The sequence below is a fragment of the Rhodococcus sp. NPDC003348 genome (assembly GCF_053589375.1).
In genome coordinates, this window is record NZ_JBSFRT010000024.1 from 49,358 (window position 1) to 65,612 (window position 16,255).

The following is a 16,255-nucleotide window of genomic DNA, read 5'->3' on the forward strand; positions in this document are numbered from 1 at the left end:
ACCCGGGTCGACCGACGTCTCCCCTGGTGACCGAGCGTTTCCCCGCCCCCACCCCGCGTCTGCACCGGCGACCACCGTTCGGTCTCCGGTGTGGGCGAGCGGTACCGACACGGTCTCCACCGGAACCTGGTGCGGCGGTTCGGCGTGCGGACTGTTGAGCGTCGCCCGGAATGACGACCACGGGGCGCCCACTGTCACCGCCGATGCAGACGGGCGCCGGGACGACGGTCGGCAGGTTCGCCGAACAGCCGGGACCTGGTGGGGCAATCGGAGCGAAGCGCAGATTCGAGCTCCGATGGCCCCTCTCCGCGTCGAACCACTCGACGCGTCCCGTCGGCATCGCAGATCTCCTCCCACATCGAACCGGGGCCGGCATTCCGGATCCGGGGACCACCCGTCCGCCCACGTTCGATCCTCCGGTGTGCCAGCGGATCCCGGACCCGCTTGGTCATCCGACCAATGACATCCCGCCCGGCACCCGGATGATCGGGCCACCGCCGTCGGGGCCGGGGCGAGGGAAACCGATTAGCGAGACAGTGACTGCCCGGGTGCGCCGGATCACGAGCGGAGGCAACTGCTCCGGGCCTGGGAGCCGCGGACCGACCGCCCAGGGGGTCGGAGCCCGACGAGATGGAATGCCATGAGGGTGACTCGAGAGAACGTGTTGCCCGGCAAGGTATCTGCGGCCGGGCGGCACGGGACGGCATCAGTCGCCCGGATCCCGCAGCCGCACGAGATCGACCGGTGGGGCGGTCGACGAACTCGAACTCGGCCAGACCGACGACCCCCGAGAACTCGTGCGCGGGGATCGACGCACTGATTCCCCCTGGCCGCCGAGACCGGCGTGGCCACCATCCGCGTCGACCCGCTGATCCTCGAGGACGACGCCGCCCGACATCGCCTCGCGCTGGGCACGCGAGACCGGGTGCGTGCGTTACGACTTCTACGGTTCGCCGTCGTCCCGGCACATCGACGACCCGACACAGCCGCTGCACGGGGTCGGGCAGTTCAAACTGGGCTTCCACAAGAAGATCACCGACTACCTCGACTGCTACGACGTACCGGTCCGGCGTGTGCCCGCCCCGATCCTGTACCGGAGCCAGCGAGTGATGACGAATCTCACGCGCACCGCACTCTTTACAGCCGCTCACCGGCCACCCCGCACAGCAGAACCCGGACCTCGCCTGGTTCCGCTGACCGGAACGGATCCGAGCCGACTCGGACGGCCGACGCACCAGCACCCGCGCGCCCGTGCCCAGCTCACCGGGCTCGCGTCGCGGTGTGTGCTTGTTCTCGGGCATCGGTCGGCCCCCTTTCCGGTCGTCCGCGCTCGGTCACACCCCCCGGTTCATGTGCACGACGGTGCCGCACCGCCTGCGACAGCGCCCCGTGCAGTGGTGGACTTCGAATCAGGTGCGAAGATCGCGTCGCGTTCGCGGCCTGCCCGGAAGCTGTGCCATTTCCACTGGCAGACAGCTGTTTCCGGGTTACCGCATCGCGAGCTGCCGACTCTCCGACCCCGGGTACCCTCCGGTCTCGGTGATCTCGGTTCGCGGCGTGAGCACGCCCGCGCGCCGGGCCCGTTCGATCTCGTGACGCTGATCCACGCCGGCCGCTTCGGCGATCGCGATCTTCACCCGCGCACGCGTTTCGAGTGCGGCGCGGCCGGCAGTCGATCCGCGTGACTCCCACGCCTGGCGCCACTGCGGCCAGCCGGGTTTCGGCGAGCTGCGGAACTCGAGACGACGCGCGAGTAAGTTGCGTCAACTGCTAGCTTGCGGAGGTCATACGCCATTGGCAGCAAAAGGAGTTGGTGCACATGGGTATTCCCATGTCTGGGGGCGGCCTGCGACGTCGCCTCGGCCAGGTGGCCGGAGTGGTCGGTGGAACAGTCGGCGGTGCGCAGGTGGTCGCAGAATGCTCTGCTCGATTCGGTGGTGAGTTCACCCGGATCGCACTCGGCGAGTCGGAGGTCACGCCGCCGAAGGGGGATCGTCGCTGGGCCGATCCCGCGTGGACGACGAACCCGCTGTACCGGCGCATCCTGCAGACATACCTCGCGTCCGCGCAGCAGATCGACCGCGCTACCGACGAGATCGGACAGTACGCCGACCCCGACCGGGCACACCAGCTCAAGTTCGTCTCACGCATCCTCGTCAGCGGCCTGGCTCCGACCAACTACCTGCCGACCAACCCCGCCGCGGTGAAGGAAACCTTCGATACGGCAGGGATGAACCTGGTGCGAGGCGCGCGGAACTATGCCACCGATGTGCGCCGCAACGGCGGCATGCCGACGATGGTCGAGCCGGGGACCTTCGAGGTCGGCCGCGATCTCGCCCTCACCCCGGGTGCGGTGGTGGCCCGAGACGAAGTAGCGGAAGTACTGCGTTACCACCCGACCACCGACACCGTGCACTCGCGCCCGGTGCTGGTGGTGCCCCCGCCGATCGGGCGGTTCTATTTCCTCGACCTGCGCCCTGGCCGCAGCTTCGTCGAGTACTCGGTTTCCCGAGGACTGCAGACGTTCATGATGTCGTGGCGCAACCCCCAACGGGAGCAGGGCGACTGGGATCTCGACACCTACGCTCAGCGGGTGTCCGACGCCATCGACACGGTTCGTGAGCAGACCGGCAGCGACGACGTCAACCTCATCGGATTCTGCGCCGGCGGCCTCATCGCAACGACCCTGCTCACCCATCTCGCGGCCGTCGGAGACACTCGGGTGCATTCGATGTCCTATGCGTCACCATGCTCGATTTCGACAAGAAGGAACAGCTCGGCGCGTTCGCCTCGCCGAACCTCGTCTCGTTCGCCCGTCGCCGCTCGTTGCGCAACGGCATCATCAGCGCCCGCGACATGGGTAGTGCCTTCACTTGGATGCGTCCGGACGACCTGGTGTTCAACTACGTCGTCAACAACTATCTGATGGGCCGGACTCCGCCCGCGTTCGACATCCTCGCCTGGAATGCAGACGGAACCAACCTTCCCGGAGCCCTGCACGCGCAGTTCCTCGACTTCTTCCGCGGCAATCACCTGACGAAGCCGGGAGCGGCAACGGTGCTCGACACCCCCGTCGACCTGTCGACCGTCACGCTGCCGACATTCGTGTCCGGTGCGATCGACGATCATCTCACCGCGTGGAAGAACTGCTACCGCACCACACAGTTGCTCGGTGGGGACGACACCACATTCGTGCTCAGCTTCTCCGGGCACATCGCCAGTCTCGTCAACCCGCCCGGGAACCCGAAGTCCCACTACTGGACCGGGGGGAAGCCGGGCGCGGACCCGCAGCAGTGGCTCGACCAAGCAGACCGCGTCTCGGGCACCTGGTGGGAGGCGTGGGCCGACTGGGTCGGCAGCAGGTCGGGAGAGCGTGTTTCATCTCCCGAACTCGACAACATCGACCGCCCCCTCGGTCCTGCACCGGGACGCTACGTCAGGGACCTTCCCGCCTGATGGACGACCGGTGCCCCGACACGATGGTGCCGGGGCACCGGTCAAACGGGCTCACCGGCCGCCGGGCCCGGGGCGCCCTTCTCATGGCCCGTACCGGTAGGTCCCGGCGCCCGGTGTGGCGTCGAGGACGAACCGGGTCGTGTGCACGTGCCCGTCGACCTTGAAATCCAGGTACAGCAGGTACAAGCCGACCGTGGGCATGTGAGCTCTGCCGCAACACCTGCACCCGAAAACCGCAGTCCGAGAGTGGGTTCGGCAGCACGCCCGCCGACCAATGCTCCTGCGGGCGTGGCCAGATTTGTCCGGTACGCGTCGTCCCTCCCGGACCGGTCCCCTCCCCTCACCGGCAACGCAACGCTGCCCTGCGGAAACGCCGTTATCCCGCTTGTCGGTTGCCGGAATACTCATGAAGAGACGAGCTCACCCCGACGATGCACCGCCCGGGGCCCGGTCACCGGTGCGGCTACCGACACCCGGAAGTGCATTGCCACCCACAGGCGATGGGAGAAGGGTGGAGGTGGACCGGCAGCGCCACCGGGGCGCCGCCCCGTCAGGGAAGGGGTCGATCGTGTACGCACGTTCAACCACAATCCAGGCGCAACCCTCCTCCATCGACGCTGGTGTCACGCACGTCCGAGACGTGGTGCTGCCCGCACTCGAGGGCATCGACGGATGTGTCGGCTTGTCCCTGCTCGTCGACAGGGAGTCCGGTCGCTGCATCGCCACCAGCTCATGGGAGTCCCAGGAGGCCATGAGGGCCGCCGCGGAGCGGATCCGGCCCCTCCGTGAGCGGGCCGCGGACATCTTCGGCGGCACCACCGAGGTCGAGGAGTGGGACATCGCCGTCCTGCACCGGGACCACCGCTCCCACGAAGGCGCGTGCGTGCGAGCCATCTGGGTGAAGGTCGAGCCGGATCAGGCCGACCGGGCCATCGACATCTACAAGGTCGCCGCGCTTCCGATGATGGAGGATCTCGAGGGGTTCTGCAGCGCCAGCCTGCTGGTCGACCGCGCGACCGGCCGTGCGGTGTCCTCGGAGACGTTCGACAGCCACGAGGCCATGGACCGGAACCGGGAGAAGGCGGCCGCGAACCGGGTCGTCGGCATCCAGGAGGCCGGCGCAGAGGTTCTCGAGGTGTGCGAGTTCGAGCTCGCGCTCGCGCATCTGCGCGTACCCGAGCTGGCATGACCGGGAGGTGCTCGAGGTGTGCGAGCCCACCCCGCGAGGTCGACGCCCGCGGTGACGATCGCCGGGCTCCCGAACATATCCCAGCCGGACCCGGACCCGGACACGGACACGGACACGAGGGTCGTACGAACCGTAGCGCCGGGGCCCTCCCGCCGTCCTCGGTGAGGGTGGGGCGTGCGATCCGCTCACAGGCGGGATTCGCTCGCTTCCGTCGACGCGTACGCGCTGTGCTGAGAATCAGGGAGAGAAGCCATGCCTGCAGCAGTCGCTCACTCTCCTCCGGCGTCAACGAAGCGCCTGCACGCGTTCGGTCATCTCCCCAGACTGGCACGCTTCAAACCTGGTGAACCTTCCGGTTACCGTCTAGATGAGGCGCCAGACGTACGCATAGGGCTGCGGGAACCTGGTGATCCGGAACGCCCGGATGATGATGTCGGCCTTTCCGGGCGGCACGGTCGTCCAGACGACCTGCTCAACGTTGTTCAGGCGGTCAAATCTCGTGGACGCGCCCATGTTTCCGTGACGCTCGGCGCCGTTCGCCGCTCGTACGATCAGGTCGAGATCATTCTGGAGCGCGGCCCCTGGGGGGTCACTCCACACCGGGTTCGGCCGCCCCAGCGGGTAGAGCCTGGCCACCCGCCCGGTGAAAGCCGGGTGGACGTTGGCGGTGGAGCCGCGGTCGAAACCGGTGTCCGCCACGGCGATGACCTCGCCGGCGCCCTGATAGGTCGTGCTGTTCACGACGGTGTTCGCGTGGATGATCTGGCGTGACCGATCGTTGAACAGCTGTCGCTGAGGGATCTCCTCGATGTGGTGCACCTGGTCCAGTGCGGCGATCCTGTCGAGTTGACCTTCCTCGACCGTGAGCCTCACCTTGCGCCGTCCCGCGTGCAGTGCCGTCGGGTCGAGCCTGGTGGCCGCCGAGAGCTGTTCCAGGACAGCGGTGGACGTGCTGTCCGCGTCGTCGTGCAGCACGACGTCGACCGTGCGGGGCTTTCGCGAGGGTCCATGTGCCATGCCGGTCGGCACGATCGAGGCGGACGGGTCGGCCGGAGCCGTCCGCAACGAGGGATTGATCTTGAATCCGCGCAGGTATACCCCCGCCCAGGTGACAAACGGCAACGCGCGAATCGGTGCCAGATCCGTTGGCTGGAAGCCGCACAGGTAGGTGTCGTCCGGTACGTACTCGTGGATGACGACTCCCAGGTCCGCCAACTGGTCCTTCTCGTCGTCCGACAACGGCGCGCGCGTCTGGACCAGGACGTAGTTGGACCGAGTGGCGTCCGCGACTTCCGGCGCCGCCGCCATCAACGCGACCGACTGCATCACCGGGTCCAGGGATACGCCGTTGATCGTTATCCGTGTCATCGCACACTCACCCTTCCTCGGCCGGATCAGTCGTGTTGTGAAATCCGAAACAGCGGTGTGGGAGCGCCACGCCGGTGATGTGTGACGGACACAATCGCGTGCACTCGTCACCAAAGACATCGTGCTCGCCGAAGGGCGAGATGGGCACGAGTGGTGGACTACTCGTCTTTTTGGGTCAAGACTGCCTTCGACAAACCCGCGTGATTGTCGTGGCGGGCACCGAGGCCAGGTGCTCGGTCGGGATCGGTGTGTTCCAGGTCTACGCGTACGAGGCCGTCCGGGTCGGGCCCCGATCTCCGGGATCCTGATCGTCGCTCATCGCGTCCGGGGTTTCCGGGTTCTCGCTGCGTCCGCGGTAGGTGCGGTCGAGGGCGAACATGAACACGCCGGCGACGACGAGGACGCCACCGAAGAGGTAGTAGAGCTTCTCCGGCGTCCATCCACCGCGGAGCAGGTAGCCGGTGAGGATCGGGGCGACGATGGAGACGAGCCGGCCGACTCCGATCATCAGCCCGACACCGGTGCCGCGGACGGCTGCCGGGTACACCGACGGGCTGATCGCGTAGTAGCCGGCGACACCGCCGTTGGCGGCCATTCCGACGAGGACACACAGCGCCATACCGAGCGCCACGATCTCGAATCCGGTTGCGTAGGCGGCGAACACGACCGCCCCACCGAACATCAGCATCGTGTTGACGATCCGGGGCCGCACCACCATGGTCAGCGCGGCGAACACGAGCGCACCGATCACACCACCGATGTTGATCAGCACACCGGCCACGGTGCCGGTGCCCGCGTCACCGGTGACATCGGTGAGCAGCTTCGGAGTCCAGGTGTTCGCGAAGTAGAACGCCGCCATCAGGCAGGAGTAGCCGAGCCACAGCATCGCGGTGCGCCGGCCCATGATGCCGGTGAAAAGTCCGCCGCGGACACTGCGCACCTGCTCGGCGGCCACCGGTTCCGGAAGGCGGGCGGACGTCTCGTACCCGAGCTTCGTGGCGATCGCGTTGTACTTCTCGAGTGCGTTCTTCGGTCGCTTCTCGATCAGGAACTCGGTGGACTCGGGCAGCGACCGGATCACCACGAGCAGCAGGATCGCGGTGACGACCGTGCCGAACACGAACGCGGACCGCCAACCCCACTGCGTGATCAGCACACCCGAGATCGCGCCGCCGAGCGCAACACCCGCGGGCAGGCCGGCACCGTAGATGCCGAGCGCGAGACCGCGCCGCTTGTCGCTGCTGTTCTCCGAGACGAGGATGTTCAGACCGGCGACGATGCCACCGATACCGAGTCCGGCGAATGCCCGGAAGGCGATCAGCTGTTCGGGGCCGGACGCGACCGCCGACAATCCCATGCCGAGGGTGACGAGGCCGAGGCACGCGATCGTCATCGTCCGCCGGCCGAGCCGGTCGCCGAGCGGCGAGAGGGCGAACGCCCCGACTGCCATACCGATCAGTCCGGCGCTGAGCAGGTACCCGACCTGGACGGAGTCGAGGCCCCAGTCCTTGCTCAGGTGCGGCGCGACGAACGCCATGATGAGGATCTCGAATCCGTCGACCATGCACAGCAGGAAGCAGATCACGATCGTCCGGATCTGAAAGGGGCGCATCGGTTGGGTACGAATCGCCTCGCGAATGTCCATCTTGTCGGGCCTTTCGGGCGGGGTCGATCCCCGGCATCGTGGGCGCGCGACGGCAATCGTCACGTCGGCACGGCTGGTGCGGAGATCGAGGGCGACGCAGTCGGACCACCGTCCGTGGCTGCGCTGAGAGGGGTGATCGCGAGGGACGGCGGGGCTCCGGAACACTCGCGGCGGAGCCCAGAGTGACAGCGCTCACGACCGATGTCAATTGTCGGCTCGTGTGAGCGACGGTCACCCGCTGCGACTTAAGGTGAGTTGTGGCCACTCCGGAGACGAACACCCTGTCGACCCGCGCCGCGGGCACCCAAACCCTCGCCCGCGGCCTGAGCGCACTGGAATTGGTCGCGTATTCCCCTGGGGGACTGACGATTCAGGACGTTGCGGATCGACTCGGCGTGCACCGCAGCATCGCGACCCGGCTGCTCTCGACCATCGCGGACCACCGGCTGATCAACCGCGGCCCCGACGGGCGGTACCGCGCCGCCGGTGGTCTCGCCGCGCTCGCCCGCGAGGTGTACTCGGGACTGCGGGAGCAGGCGACACCGTTGATGCAGGACCTAGCGAACCGACTCGGCGCGAGCGTCGCGCTGTTCGTCGCCGAGGCGGACGACGCCGTCGCGGTCACCGTCACCGAACCCGCGAACTCGACGGTTCGGGTGTCGTTCCGGCAGGGCGGCCGGCACCCCGTCGGCCGCGGAGCGGCGGGATACGCCCTGCTCGCAGCGCTGCCGCCACGTCCCGACGAGGACACCCGGGTGACCGAGGGCCGGCGCACCGGCTACGTGGTGAGTTTCGGCGAGGTCGAGGCGGGCTACTGGGGTCTCGGCGTCCCGTTGACGCGCCCGGCGAACGAACCCGCCGCCTGCCTGACCTTGATCAGCGCCTCGAAGGACCTCATCGACAGTTCCGTGGACGCCACACTCGCGGCAGCGGCGGAACTCAGCCGATACGCCATGTGACCTGGAGTTTCATCCGGACTCACACCTCCCGACACGAGACCCGCCCCGGCACCGCGCCGAGGCGGGTCTCGTCGTTTCACCGACCCCAGCCTTGACACCCGCGATGCGACCGTGCTCACATAGTGACCACAGGCGTGCAACTAACGATCATGAGTGTGCACATAACGAACATCTAGCGACGTGCGTCGCGGGTCACGGGGCGACCTCGGCGCATTCCGCGCAGTACCAGAGCAGGGAGCGATGAACACCACCGAAGACAGTGACGTCGTCATCGTCGGCGCCGGACCAGTCGGGCTCATGCTCGCGAACATCCTGGGCATGTACGGCCGGTCGGTGACCGTGCTCGAAGCCCTCGACCAGCTGATCGACTACCCGCGCGGCGTCGGCCTCGACGACGAGTCGTTCCGCACGATCCAGACCGTCGGCCTCGTCGACGCAGTCCGCCCGCACACCAACCCGCAGCACATCATGCGGCTGGTCAACGGGGCGGGGAAGGTCATCTTGGTCAACAATCCGCAGACCGAAGAGTTCGGCTGGGAGCGTAAGCACGGCTTCATCCAGCCCGAGGTCGACCGCGCCCTGCACGAGGGCCTGAGCCGTTACGACAACGTGCGCGTCCTCTTCGGCCACCGGGTCGAGGAGGTCGAAGAGGACGCCACGTCGGTCACCGCCGTGGCCCGGACGGTCGGCGCCGACGGCGAGGTGCACGAACGACGTTTCCGCGCGGAGTACCTCGTCGGCTGCGAAGGCGGCAAGTCCCCCACCCGCAAACGCCTCGGCGTGACATTCGAGGGCGAATCACCCTCCACCCGTTGGCTTGTCGTCGACGTGAACAACGACCCGCTGGGCACACCCAACGTCTTCCTCGGAGCCGACCCGAAGCGCCCGTACGTCTCGATCGGGCTCCCGCACGGGGTGCGCCGCTGGGAGTTCATGCTCCACGACGACGAGTCCGAGGACCAGGTCACCGATCCGGGGTACGTCAATTCCCTTCTTGCGGAGCATGTTCCGGATCCGACGAGCCTGGACTTCATCCGCAGGCGGGTGTTCACCCACCACGGCCGGGTCGCATCCCACTTCCGCAAGGGCCGCCAGATCATCGCCGGTGACGCCGCGCACCTGATGCCGGTGTGGATGGGTCAGGGCTGGAACTCCGGCATGCGCGACGCGACCAACCTCGGCTGGAAGCTCGCCACGGTGCTCTCCGGTCAGGCCGGGGACGCCCTGCTCGACACCTTCACGGACGAGCGCAAGGACCACGCCAAGGCGATGGTCGACCTGTCCCTGACGTTCGGCAGGTTCATCAAGATCACCAACCCGTTCGCGGCGGCCGCACGTGACGCGGCGTCCACCGCGTTGAATCTCTTCCCGCAGGTCAAGAGCTACTTCGCGGACATGCGATTCAAGCCGATGCCGCGCTACACCCGCGGCGTCCTCGCCGACCCGACCACGCAGGCAGGCGGACGGGCCGCCGGCAAACTCACCAGCAAGCTGATTCCGGTGCGTACCGCGAACACCAAGGTCTCGCCCGTAGGCGTCCAGTTCCCGCAGCCGCGGGTCCACGCGAACGGGCAGGAGAACGTTCTGCTCGACGACGCGATCGGGAACTGGTGGTCGGTGATCGTCTGGGGCAACGACCCGACCGACATGCTCCCGCGGGCCTCGCTGGACAAGCTCGAGGCGCTCGGCGCCCGCCTGGTCGCCGTGGTCCCCGAGACCCAGCGAGTCTGGGCGCAGAACCGGATGGACCCGCGCGTGCTGGTGCTCGGCGACCACACCGGTCGGCTGAAGAAGTGGTTCGACGACCGTCCCACACCGATCGTGTTCCTCCGCCCCGACCGCTTCGTCGCCGGCGCCTGCCTGGCCCAGCACGCCCCCGCCACACTCGACGCCATCCTCGACGCCATGCACTTCCGCGGCCGTCCCTCGGAACTGGTTGCGGCGCAGGATGATCGCGAAACCGCCACCGTCTAGATCGACCCGCAGGAGAACACCATGACGAGCACCGTCTCGATTCCCGACTACACCACCGACGCGTTCTTCGCCCTCGAGGACAAGTGGCTGCCGACCGCCGACGGCGAACTGACCCACTACCACGAGGTCGGCGAGGGCACCCCGATCCTGTTCCTGCACGGCTCCGGCACCGGCGTCACCGCCGCCGCGAACTGGTGGCTGAACCTGCCCCAGCTGAGTGAGCAGGGCCGCTGCATCGCGATCGACTCGATCGGCTACGGCCAGACCGTCGTCGCCGACGGCACCGAGTACGGCATCCGGGAATGGGTCCGGCATGCGGTGCGCGTCCTCGACGCCCTCGGCATCGACAAGACGTGGATCGTCGGGAACTCCCTCGGTGGCTGGCTGGCCTTCCAGTTCGCGATCGACTTCCCCGAACGACTGCTCGGCGTCGTGTCGATGGGCACCGGCGGAGCGAAGCTGACCGGGGCGCTGGCCGGCCACGCGAACCCGACGCTGACCGAAGAGGGCATCCGCAAGACCCTCGAACTGTTCGTCGTCGACAAGTCCCTCGTCACCGACGAGCTCGTGTCGTTGCGCTACCAGTCGGCCCTCAACGACACCGCCTCGGACCGGCTCGCGCAGGTCGTCGCCGCCCGCGACCGCGACCGCCACGCACTGCCGCTGGACTTCGATGTCCTCGCGAAGCTGGACATTCCGGTGCTGCTCATCCACGGCGTCCAGGACGTCGTCATCCCCGTCTCCCGCACCTGGGACCTGCTGAACGTCATCCCCAACGCCGACGCGCACATCTTCAGCCAGTGCGGCCACTGGTCCCAGGTCGAACGCGCCGAGGAATTCAACGCCGTCATCGGCGACTACCTGGCACGCCACGGCGTCACCGGAAAGTAGGCACCGCGATGCCCCAGGCACTGCTGTGCATGTCCCACAGCCCGCTGCTCGACCACGCCAACCCTCCGGCCGACGTCAAGGCCGCAGTCGACGCCGCCTTCGACCACGCCCGCTCGTTCGTCCACACCTTCGACCCCGACCTCGTCGTCAACTTCGGACCGGACCACTTCAACGGGTTCTTCTACGACATGCTGCCGCCGTTCTGCCTGGGCCTCGCCGCCCACGGCGTCGGCGACTACGACTCCTACGCCGGTGACCTCGACGTGCCCACCGCGATCGCCGAGGACCTCGCGCAGTTCGTCGCGGACCAGGAGATCGATCTGACGATCTCGCGCCGCATGGAGGTCGACCACGGCGCCGTCCAGCCGATGGAGATCCTCTACGACGGCAACGCCGCCGCCAAACCGGTGCTGCCGATGTTCGTGAACTCGGTCGCCCGGCCGTTCGTGCCCGTCTCGCGTGTCCGCAAACTCGGCCAGGTGATCGGCGAGTACTTCGCCGCACTCGACAAGCGGGTCCTGTTCATCGGATCCGGCGGACTCTCCCACGACCCACCCGTCCCGCAGTGGGCGACCGCCACCGAGCCGCAGCGTGAATTCCTCACCGCGGGACGCAATCCCACGCCCGAGTTCCGCGCCAACCGGCAGGCCGGCACCATCGAGACCGCACGCAGGTTCGCGGCGGGCGAGGCCGACATCATGGACCTCAACCCCGACTGGGACCGGGAGTTCCTCGCAATCTGCCGCTCCGGGCGGGTCGAGGACTTCGACCGCTACACCGCCGACGGCATGGACGCCGTCGCCGGGCACTCCTCCCACGAGGTACGCACCTGGGTCGCCGCCTACTCGGCGCTGCGCGCGTGCGGCGAGTACGACGTCACCTACGAGTTCTACCGCCCCATCAAGGAATACATCGCCGGTTTCGCCGTCACCACCGCGACGCTGCACTGAACCCGATCAGGGCTGGGAGGGGGGGCACGTCGGCCGCGCAGGTGTTCGGTGCGGGCACCCCGGCGAACCGGTCCGCGATCCACGCCACCGCGCCGGGGTTCGCCCGCGCGTCCGCATGCCCCTCCCCCGGACGATCCTGCAACTCGATCAGGTCGCCCATGCCGCATGCCTTCGCCACCGCCGCCCGCGTCCAGTCGGCCGGAATCAGGTCGTCGGTGTCACCGACCACCACCAGGAGCGGGGCGGCGGTGGGGCGCTGCGGCAGCGCGATCTGTCGCAGCCACTCCCGCATCCGGTCGGTGTCGGCGGCGGTGGACGGCATGCTGTCGGCTCGGGTGATCCGCAGCGCGGCATCCCATTTCTCGCCGGTCCTCGTCCCGGCGCAGGCCGTGAAGATGTCCTCGTTCTCGGCCAGCGTGCCGTGGACGTAGCGCCCCGGATCGAGGTCCGGGTGCTGCACCTCGATGCCGGCGAGCAGCAACGGCAGGAAGATCTGTTGCGACAGGGTCAACTCGATGCCGCTCAGGTCGTCGGCGATGTACGACAGGTCCGCCGCCGGGGACAGGCTTGCCGCCCCCACGAATTCGAGCCCGTCACCGTAGTCCGCCGCATGCTCCGCCGCCGACCACGACGCCTGGCCGCCCTGCGAGATGCCGAACGCCGCCCACCTGTTCGATGCACCGGACACGATCGCCCGCGCCGCGCGGACCGCATCGATCAGGTTGTATGCGGCCGACTTCGGCTCCAGGTACGGGTGCGGGCCGTCGGTGCCCAGGCCTTGGTAGTCGGAGGCGACCACGACGAATCCGCGGGCGAGCAGCGCATCCACGATGGCCACGCCACCCAGCAGGTCCGGGTGTCCGGACGGGGCGCACGCGTCGTCGACACCGGTGGTGGGGTGTCCGACGGACACAATCGGCCAGCCGCCCTCCGGCGGAGCGCCCGGTGGGATGAACACGACCCCCGTCACCTCGGTACCCCCGCCGTCGAGACCCGAGGTGGACCGGTACGTGATCCGGCGCGCGGTCACTCCCTCGGTGGTGACCGTCGTGTCGATGAGCTGCTGATCGCCTACCGGTTCGCCGCGCTCGGCACCCTGCGGAGCCGGGGCGGAGGCGGTCGACGCCTCCACCTTCGGGGGAAGCGCCCCCTGCGGCGACTCACCCTCCGCGGAACAGCCGGTCGCCCACAGGGCCGCCAACGCGGCGGCCGTTGCTGCGATCCTTCGGTTTCCGTTCACCCCAGCATTGTGGCTGCGGGCGCCGCGATCTGTGACCACCGACTCGATGCGATGTCGGCAACAATTCCGCTCTCACCGCAGCGAGCCATGGCAGACTGGGTCGCCGAACACCGCCAGCCCCACGACCGGAAGGAGCGCCCGATGGACACCAGCTCGTACCCGCAGCACATGTCTCCACCGGCCGCCCGGAACGGGGCAGGCGAGAATCCCGACACCGGGATCCGCGTCGGCTGACGCTCCCCTCTCGGGGCGCGCAAGCCCCGGGACCGCGGTCGCCGTTCGGCGATTCGCCACCCACGGGCCCATCGCGTCCGAGAACCACCACCCCGCCAAAGCCAACGAGGCTTGCCGCCACCCGCCCCGCCGCTGTGCGCGTGGGCACAGCGAAGGACGTACGAACGATGACACAGACCCTGGCCGATCTGCTTCCGCTCACCGACAACCCCGCCGACTGGGAAACCGCCGCCTGCCGCGGCGATGCCCATCCCGACCGCTGGTTCCCGGACCCGTCCGAAACCTTCGAGTACGCCGCCGCCGTCTGCGCACGTTGCCCGATCATGGCCGAGTGCGCAGTGTTCGCCGGCGAGTCCGCGCAGAGTGGCGTGTGGGGCGGCCACGAGTACCGGCGCGGCAAGCTGATCCGCTGAACGGGTAGCGGCCCGACCGCCTCACAGGCGACGGTCAGTCGGTGAGTCGCACGACCTCGTCGTCGGTGAGGACGGTCTGCGGCACCCGGTTCGCCTCGCGGGCGAGCTGGACGGCGCGGTAGAGCGGGCGTTCCTCCAGGCCGGCACCGCGGGCCTCGGCCCGCAACTGGGCGATCAGTGCCGCGGACATCGCGACCGCGGGAGCCAGCTCACCGGAGACCAGTCCGTCGGCGAGGGCGCGCAGCGGCAGCACCTCGAGTTCCCGGCCGCCGTCGGTGGTGTACAGCGCCAGCGGCACGGTGATCTGGCGGTTGCCGTCCCCGACCTTCAACGCCACCTGCGACACCCGTCCGCTGCGCACCAGCAGTTCCGCGCTGACCGCCTGCGCCACATCCACGGACACCGTCCGCACCCCGGAATGTGCATGGATCACGGTGCCGCTCATCCACATTCGACGCCGCGTCACCAGCAATGCCGACAGCGCGGTCGGCAGCCCGATGAGAACGCCAACCACGAGCCCGGTGGTCGGTGTCGCGAACAACCCGACGATCACACCGACGACCACACCCAGCGCGACCGCGAGCAGCGCCAGGCGCCGCAGGCGGGGAACGATCAGGTGCGTGGGGACCAGGTCCAGTTCGACGGACCCGGCGTCACCGGTCGGCAAGGACCGCACCGACCTCCGCGACAACAGAGTCCAGCGGCACCTGCCGCTGATCGCCGGTCGCGAGGTCCTTGACCCCGATGACACCGTCGGTGATGTCCCGCTCGCCCAGCACGAGCGCGATCTGCGCACCGGACCGGTCCGCGGCCTTCATCGCGCCCTTGACGCCGCGGCCACCGTACGCGATGTCGACCCGGATCCCCGCGGCACGCAACTGCGCGGCGATGACCACCAGCTTGCCCTTGGCCTCGTCGCCGAGCGGCACCCCGAACACCTCGCAGCGAGCCGGCGTCGACGCGGCCTTGCCCTCCGCCTCCAGCGCCAGGATGGTCCGGTCCACGCCGAGCCCGAACCCGATGCCGGACAGCGGCTGACCGCCGAGCTGCGCCATCAGGCCGTCGTAGCGTCCGCCGCCGCCGATCCCGGACTGGGCGCCGAGACCGTCGTGCACGAACTCGAACGTCGTCTTCGTGTAGTAGTCCAGGCCGCGCACCATCCGCGGGTTGATCGTGTACGGCACCCCGAGCGCGTCCAGGTGGGCCAGCACCTCTTCGAAGTGCGCCTTCGCCTCCTGCGAGAGGTGATCGAGCATCAGCGGCGCGCCGGCGGTCATCTCCTTGATGTGCGGGCGCTTGTCATCGAGCACGCGCAGCGGGTTGATCTCCGCCCGGCGACGAGTGTCCTCGTCGAGGTCGAGACCGAACAGGAACTCCTGCAACAACTCCCGGTACTGCGGCCGGCAGGTGTCGTCACCGAGCGAGGTGATCTCCAGCCGGAAGCCGTCGAGGCCGAGCCCACGGAACCCGGCGTCCGCGATCGCGATCACCTCGGCGTCGAGAGCGGGGTCGTCGACGCCGATCGCCTCGACACCCACCTGCTGCAGCTGGCGGTACCGGCCGGCCTGCGGGCGCTCGTACCGGAAGAACGGACCCGCGTAGCTCAGCTTCACCGGCAGCTGCCCGCGGTCGAGACCGTGCTCGATCACCGCGCGCATCACACCGGCGGTGCCCTCCGGCCGCAGGGTCACCGAGCGGTCACCGCGGTCGGCGAAGGTGTACATCTCCTTGCTGACCACGTCGGTGGACTCGCCGACGCCCCGCGCGAACAGGCCCGTGTCCTCGAAGATCGGCAACTCGATGTGGCCGTATCCGGCCAGCCGGGCGGCGCGGGTCAGTTCGTCGCGCACGGCGACGAACTCCGCCGACACGGGCGGCACGTAGTCGGGTACGCCCTTGGGCGCGGAGAAGGCGGTGTTGCTGGACTTGCTCACGA

At 68.6% G+C, this 16,255-nt stretch carries 14 protein-coding genes; 8 read left to right on the forward strand and 6 right to left on the reverse strand.

Going from position 1 to position 16,255, the window contains the following annotated elements; all coding sequences use genetic code 11:
- Positions 1–1,487 precede the first annotated feature (1,487 nt).
- A complete protein-coding gene (locus ACWDU4_RS16750) occupies positions 1,488–1,637 on the reverse strand; it encodes a hypothetical protein (RefSeq protein ID WP_450115029.1) in 150 nt (49 codons plus the stop codon).
- Between the two features lie 182 nt (positions 1,638–1,819).
- Between ACWDU4_RS16750 and ACWDU4_RS16755 the strand changes: the two genes are divergently transcribed.
- From ACWDU4_RS16755 to ACWDU4_RS16765, 3 genes are all read left to right on the forward strand, one after another.
- Positions 1,820–2,926, forward strand: a complete 1,107-nt coding sequence (locus tag ACWDU4_RS16755) for an alpha/beta fold hydrolase (protein ID WP_450115030.1) — start codon at positions 1,820–1,822, stop codon at positions 2,924–2,926.
- A complete protein-coding gene (locus ACWDU4_RS16760; protein WP_450115031.1) occupies positions 2,878–3,456 on the forward strand; it encodes a hypothetical protein in 579 nt (192 codons plus the stop codon). Before ACWDU4_RS16755 ends, ACWDU4_RS16760 begins: the two co-directional genes overlap by 49 nt.
- A 568-nt stretch (positions 3,457–4,024) precedes the next feature.
- Positions 4,025–4,645: an antibiotic biosynthesis monooxygenase gene (locus tag ACWDU4_RS16765; RefSeq protein ID WP_450115032.1), complete on the forward strand. Its 621-nt coding sequence runs from the start codon at positions 4,025–4,027 to the stop codon at positions 4,643–4,645.
- Positions 4,646–5,008: 363 nt separating this feature from the next.
- Here the strand turns inward: ACWDU4_RS16765 and ACWDU4_RS16770 are convergent, their stop codons facing one another.
- Positions 5,009–6,013, reverse strand: a complete 1,005-nt coding sequence (locus ACWDU4_RS16770) for a hypothetical protein (RefSeq protein WP_450115033.1) — start codon at positions 6,011–6,013, stop codon at positions 5,009–5,011.
- Between the two features lie 259 nt (positions 6,014–6,272).
- Positions 6,273–7,658: an MFS transporter gene (locus ACWDU4_RS16775; RefSeq protein WP_450115034.1), complete on the reverse strand. Its 1,386-nt coding sequence runs from the start codon at positions 7,656–7,658 to the stop codon at positions 6,273–6,275.
- A gap of 257 nt (positions 7,659–7,915) precedes the next feature.
- Here ACWDU4_RS16775 and ACWDU4_RS16780 point away from each other — a divergent pair, with 257 nt between their 5' ends.
- From ACWDU4_RS16780 to ACWDU4_RS16795, 4 genes are all read left to right on the forward strand, one after another.
- The gene (locus ACWDU4_RS16780; protein ID WP_450115035.1) at positions 7,916–8,617 is read left to right on the forward strand and encodes an IclR family transcriptional regulator; all 702 of its coding nucleotides are present in this window, start codon (positions 7,916–7,918) and stop codon (positions 8,615–8,617) included.
- Positions 8,618–8,857: 240 nt separating this feature from the next.
- On the forward strand, positions 8,858–10,591 hold the full coding sequence (gene mhpA, locus ACWDU4_RS16785; RefSeq protein ID WP_450115036.1) for a bifunctional 3-(3-hydroxy-phenyl)propionate/3-hydroxycinnamic acid hydroxylase MhpA: 1,734 nt from the start codon (positions 8,858–8,860) through the stop codon (positions 10,589–10,591).
- Positions 10,592–10,612: 21 nt separating this feature from the next.
- Positions 10,613–11,482 carry an alpha/beta fold hydrolase gene (locus tag ACWDU4_RS16790; protein ID WP_450115037.1) on the forward strand — a complete coding sequence of 290 codons (870 nt, stop codon included), beginning with the start codon at positions 10,613–10,615 and terminating at the stop codon, positions 11,480–11,482.
- An 8-nt stretch (positions 11,483–11,490) separates the two neighbouring features.
- Positions 11,491–12,432, forward strand: coding sequence for a 3-carboxyethylcatechol 2,3-dioxygenase (locus ACWDU4_RS16795; RefSeq protein ID WP_450115038.1), 942 nt, complete (start codon positions 11,491–11,493; stop codon positions 12,430–12,432).
- On the opposite strand, the gene ACWDU4_RS16800 is transcribed toward ACWDU4_RS16795, so the two are convergent.
- Complete coding sequence (locus tag ACWDU4_RS16800) at positions 12,410–13,672, reverse strand: lipase family protein (RefSeq protein WP_450115039.1); 1,263 nt, start codon at positions 13,670–13,672, stop codon at positions 12,410–12,412. The two genes, ACWDU4_RS16795 and ACWDU4_RS16800, sit on opposite strands and share 23 nt — an antisense overlap.
- A 401-nt stretch (positions 13,673–14,073) precedes the next feature.
- On the opposite strand from ACWDU4_RS16800, the gene ACWDU4_RS16805 reads away from it, so the two are divergent.
- The gene (locus tag ACWDU4_RS16805) at positions 14,074–14,319 is read left to right on the forward strand and encodes a WhiB family transcriptional regulator (RefSeq protein WP_450115040.1); all 246 of its coding nucleotides are present in this window, start codon (positions 14,074–14,076) and stop codon (positions 14,317–14,319) included.
- Between the two features lie 34 nt (positions 14,320–14,353).
- On the opposite strand, the gene ACWDU4_RS16810 is transcribed toward ACWDU4_RS16805, so the two are convergent.
- Both ACWDU4_RS16810 and hisS read right to left on the reverse strand, forming a co-directional pair.
- Positions 14,354–14,986: a hypothetical protein gene (locus tag ACWDU4_RS16810; protein ID WP_450115070.1), complete on the reverse strand. Its 633-nt coding sequence runs from the start codon at positions 14,984–14,986 to the stop codon at positions 14,354–14,356.
- Positions 14,973–16,253, reverse strand: coding sequence for a histidine--tRNA ligase (gene hisS / locus ACWDU4_RS16815; RefSeq protein ID WP_450115041.1), 1,281 nt, complete (start codon positions 16,251–16,253; stop codon positions 14,973–14,975). The genes ACWDU4_RS16810 and hisS overlap by 14 nt, the downstream gene beginning before the upstream one ends.
- Positions 16,254–16,255: the final 2 nt, after the last annotated feature.

Bases quoted from the DNA above. Each gene is read 5' to 3' on its own strand.
- ACWDU4_RS16755 (WP_450115030.1), top strand. From the start codon at position 1,820: ATGGGTATTCCCATGTCTGGGGGCGGCCTGCGACGTCGCCTCGGCCAG.
- ACWDU4_RS16760 (WP_450115031.1), top strand. From the start codon at position 2,878: ATGCGTCCGGACGACCTGGTGTTCAACTACGTCGTCAACAACTATCTG.
- ACWDU4_RS16770 (WP_450115033.1), bottom strand. From the start codon at position 6,013: ATGACACGGATAACGATCAACGGCGTATCCCTGGACCCGGTGATGCAG.
- ACWDU4_RS16775 (WP_450115034.1), bottom strand. From the start codon at position 7,658: ATGGACATTCGCGAGGCGATTCGTACCCAACCGATGCGCCCCTTTCAG.
- mhpA (WP_450115036.1), top strand. From the start codon at position 8,858: ATGAACACCACCGAAGACAGTGACGTCGTCATCGTCGGCGCCGGACCA.
- ACWDU4_RS16790 (WP_450115037.1), top strand. From the start codon at position 10,613: ATGACGAGCACCGTCTCGATTCCCGACTACACCACCGACGCGTTCTTC.
- ACWDU4_RS16795 (WP_450115038.1), top strand. From the start codon at position 11,491: ATGCCCCAGGCACTGCTGTGCATGTCCCACAGCCCGCTGCTCGACCAC.
- ACWDU4_RS16805 (WP_450115040.1), top strand. From the start codon at position 14,074: ATGACACAGACCCTGGCCGATCTGCTTCCGCTCACCGACAACCCCGCC.